Here is a 4,599-nt window from a genome sequence, read left to right on the forward strand (position 1 = left end):
TATTGCGCAGTCGAAGTGTCGAAAGGCATGTTATCGCTAACAAGCGTATCTTTCAAACGTGTATATTGTATTACCGAATGCTGACTGTAAAATACGAGGGCGGGATGAGGGATTTTTATTGTGAAGATATTTTTGAATATAATGTACCACTGTTTGCTGCAAGGTTTGGAAATCAACCGCTGTAATCAGGTATTGGGAAATGGACTAATATATTATAGCAATGGCAAAGAGGTAGTCGGTTAACGAGTGAAATTTTCACAGGTTATTTGCTTGAAAATAAAAAAAATGAGAAAAAGTTTATGATGTTCAAAAAAAAATATTATTTTTGTGCCGGAAAAAGAAAAAATTTTTCAGGAAGAGACAGTTTTTATTCTTTTTTCGGAAGTGAAATATGACAGAAATGAACAATATAAATTTAGCCGCGAAGTTCGTTGGCGAAATAAAAGGCGAGTTTTATGTTCCCGCCTATCAACGCGGTTATCGTTGGAAAGAGGAAATAGAAATGCTGTTAAATGATATTGATGAAATCGTAGACAGGCAAAATTATTGTCTTCAACCTGTTGTTGTCAAAAGTTTCGGCAAAGAAAAATATGAATTAATAGACGGGCAACAACGATTGACTACAATTTATTTGATACTTCGCTATATTCGGTGCTTTTTACCTAAAAATCCAATTAAATTCACTATTGAGTATGAAACAAGAAAAAGTCGTCAGTTTTTGGAATCAATAGATTTCGATAAATTTAATCATACTGAATTAATAAAACAAGCAAAGGATGATAAGGACATTGATGAATATTTCTTCATTGAAGCCATGAAGATTATAATTGATTGGTTCGGGAAACATAGTGATGGATCCCAAACAGCTATTGATATTAGCACAAAACTAAATAAGCAAATTCGTGTCATTTGGTACGAAGTTGGCACAGATGAATCTTCGGTTTCTTTGTTTACACGCCTGAATATCGGACGTATTCCCCTGACAAATGCAGAACTTATTAAAGCATTATTTTTAAGCAGAAATAATAGTATAGACGAAGGAAAACAATTAGAAATTGCTACTGCATGGGATATTATTGAAAAAGAATTACACTACGACAGTTTTTGGGGTTTTATTACGAATGAGCGAGCAGAATTATATCCAACAAGAATTGAATTAATATTTGATCTAATAGCTGAAAAAATAAAAGGAGAAAAAGACAAATTTTTTACATTCTTTCATTTTGTCGATAAAATGAAAAACAACAATAAGGCAGATATTTGGACTGACATTCAGCGATATTTTCAACGGCTCAAGGAATGGTATGAGTATGAAGGAGAGAATAAGAATTTTGAACTGTATCACAAAATAGGATACCTAGTTGCCTCCGGATCAAAAGGATTGCAAGAGTTGATCAAGAATTCTGACGGTATTACCAAAAAGGAATTTCGAAACTCATTAGATAATAATATAGCAGAAAGTATTAAAGTAAAAAAAGACTACTGTGAATTATCTTATGAATCGGATAGTAGGGATATACAGAAATTACTGTTACTCTTTAATGTTGAAACTGTCATGCAACAAGGCGGAATAGTGCGTTTCCCATTCTATAAATATAAACATGAAAATTGGAGTTTGGAGCATATTCATGCACAACATCCAGAAGGGTTAAATAAAAAAGAACAATGGATTGAATGGATTGAATTACATAAAACCTCCTTGTTGAATCGTGATAAAGAACAATACAAAGCACTAATTGAAGAAATGTCATCTGCAAAAGATGACATAACAGCAGAAAAATTTAATGATTTATCTGAGAAAGTCATACAAATTCTGTCCGAAAAAGGAAGTGAAGAAATAAACCTGGGGTATATTCATTCTTTATCCAACATGGCGTTATTGAACCGACGGGACAATTCCGTATTAAACAACTCGGCATTTGATGTTAAACGAAACAAAATACTTGAATTGGATAAGGCAGGCGACTATATCCCGGAATGTACAAGGCGGGTTTTTCTAAAATATTACACGCAATCCCAATCTAATCAACTGTATTTTTGGGGAGAAGACGATAGAAAGGCATACATTGAAGCAATAAACAAAGTATTGGAAAAATATTTGAAAAGAAGATAAAATTATGAATACAAAAGAATATACATTTTGCAGTTTGTTTAAAGATCCCGTGATTGATGATCAACCGGAAGTTATTATAGGGGAAATTGAAATACCAATCATCCAAAGAGATTACGCGCAAGGACGCACTACCGATGAGGTAAAGCAAATTCGAAGCAGGTTTTTAGACGCTTTATTTAACTCAATTACAAGGAATAAACATATAACTTTGGATTTTATCTATGGCAATTTATCGGAAAATAAAGGGAAAACAGTCTTGACGCCCCTTGATGGACAGCAAAGATTGACAACGCTTTTTCTACTGCATTGGTATATTGCTAAAAAGGAGAATATTGATAGTGAACAGTACGAATTTTTAAGCCATTTTTCGTATGCTACCCGTTTCAGTTCTCGTGATTTTTGTCACGAATTAGTAAAATACACACCCGATTTCAGCAACGAAAAATTATCTGAATGGATTAAAGACCAATCGTGGTATCCATACGAATGGAAAAATGATCCAACAATTCAAAGTATGCTGGTTATGATTGACGCCATACACGAGAAATTTAACAGTCAAAAAAACTTGTGGCAATTTTTAACAAATAATGTAAGTTTTTATTTTCTGTCTCTTCCGGAAATGAAAGATACCGATGATTTGTATATTAAAATGAATTCGCGCGGTAAACCGTTAACACCATTCGAACACTTTAAAGCAGAATTCGAAGAAATAATCAAAAAACATTCGAAAGAATTGTCGAAAGAAATAAATCACAAATTTGATGTTGAATGGACACGTATGCTATTCCCGTTTTGTGATAATGATAACATAATCGACTATAAATTTATGCGATATTTCCATTTTGTAGGTGATATTATTTGTTACCGGTCGGAAATAGATTTGGAAAAAGATGAATTTAAGTTGGTGCAATCTCTTTACGGAAAAGAAAATGAAAAGGCAGAAGAAAACATTGAGTATTTGAAAGGGTCATTTGATTGCTGGTACAATATTAATAATATCGAAGATTTCTTTAATAAGTTCTTCTCAAACGACGAATATGAAAGCGACAAAGTCAAATTGTACCAACATTCTTTGAATATATTCAAAGAATGTTGCGACGGAGAACTCACCTTGGGTAAAACACTCTTGCTGTTTTCTATAAATACATATCTTCTGCATAAGGATAAAGTTTCGGAAAACGAATTCAGGAAGAGGATACGAATCATTAGAAATCTGATTTGGAATTCGTCCAGTGAAATTCGTGAAGAGCGTATGAAAACATTATTATCAGAATCTGAAATCGTTATTCTTACCGGAAATATTCCGATGACAGACACTGGATTCAATGTCTGGCAAAAAAAAGAAGAACATGAAAAAATAGAGTGGCTGAAAACCAATCCCCAAATGGAAGATGAATTATTTCATTTGGAAGACCATTCCTTATTAAAGGGTTGTATCGCAGCTATTGGTCTGGAAAATGTTGATAACTTCAAAAAATTCCGATCACTGTTTAACAAATGCAACAGAGATTTGATAAATAGAGCATTGTTGAGCATTCAAGATTATTCACAATTTGTATCTTCCTGGCGTTATCAAATTGGAGTAAAAAATGGTAGTGATTCCGTTTGGATTAATTTATTTCACCCTACAAGTCAAAGAGAGCACTTTGATAAAACTTCAATCGCATTAAACTCATTATTGTCGAAATTAGACGAATTAGAGATTAATGATGAAGGATTGAAACAATTAATCGATAAATACCTTAATAATCCCGAAATTCAAAAAGACTGGAGATTCTACTTCATCAAATATGATTCGATAAGACGTGGAGGATATGGAATGTTCTATTGGTTGGATAAGACAAGGACAAAGAAACCGTATGAAATAATTATGATGAACACAGAAAAAAGTCTTACCGGCAGGAATTGGAATATATTTCTTTATACTCTGTATAATTTATATAATTTATCTGAATTTAAACACAAATTATTTTTGGGAGATTTTTATTTTCAAGGAAATAAACTGAAAATTATCGGTGAAGATATTGAGATAGACTGTTTGAATGATAAATATACAGTTTCTCAAAACGGATCTATAACAGAATATCCTATTCAGCAATCTAATGGAATTGATATTGATGATCGAATAGAAAAAGGCATAGAGATATTGAATAATATTATTAAAAACGAGGAATAATGCTGAAGACGTTATTGACACCTTTTCTTTGTGAATTTTACAGGTTTAACAGGAAACTTCATTAAAAACACTTGTTTTGTTCCCGATTTGAAATTGATAAAAAATGATATTCAAATGGATTTTCTGGTAAAAATCAATAACTTGATGTCCACACATAATTATAATATAATAACATTATTACAACACAGGCGACAATAATTTTATGCGCATTCTTCATCTTTCCGATTCCCACAGCCAGCACCGCTCGCTGCCGGCTTTTCCGGTTGTCGATATGATTATTCATTCGGGCGATGTATCGTTTGCCGGTGAG

The 4,599-nt window shown here is 32.6% G+C and carries 3 protein-coding genes; all 3 read left to right on the forward strand.

What is annotated here, in order from left to right; all coding sequences use genetic code 11:
* On the forward strand, nucleotides 1-185 hold a 185-nt coding region (locus tag LBP67_03745; protein ID MDR2084089.1), incomplete at its 5' end, for a hypothetical protein.
* A gap of 215 nt (nucleotides 186-400) precedes the next feature.
* Nucleotides 401-2,113 (forward strand): DUF262 domain-containing protein, encoded by a 1,713-nt coding sequence (locus LBP67_03750; GenBank protein MDR2084090.1) that lies wholly within the window; start codon nucleotides 401-403, stop codon nucleotides 2,111-2,113.
* A 4-nt stretch (nucleotides 2,114-2,117) separates the two neighbouring features.
* Nucleotides 2,118-4,289: a DUF262 domain-containing protein gene (locus LBP67_03755; GenBank protein ID MDR2084091.1), complete on the forward strand. Its 2,172-nt coding sequence runs from the start codon at nucleotides 2,118-2,120 to the stop codon at nucleotides 4,287-4,289.
* Nucleotides 4,290-4,599: the final 310 nt, after the last annotated feature.

Source organism: Bacteroidales bacterium, from assembly GCA_031276035.1.
Taxonomy (GTDB): Bacteria; Bacteroidota; Bacteroidia; order Bacteroidales; family BM520; genus RGIG7150.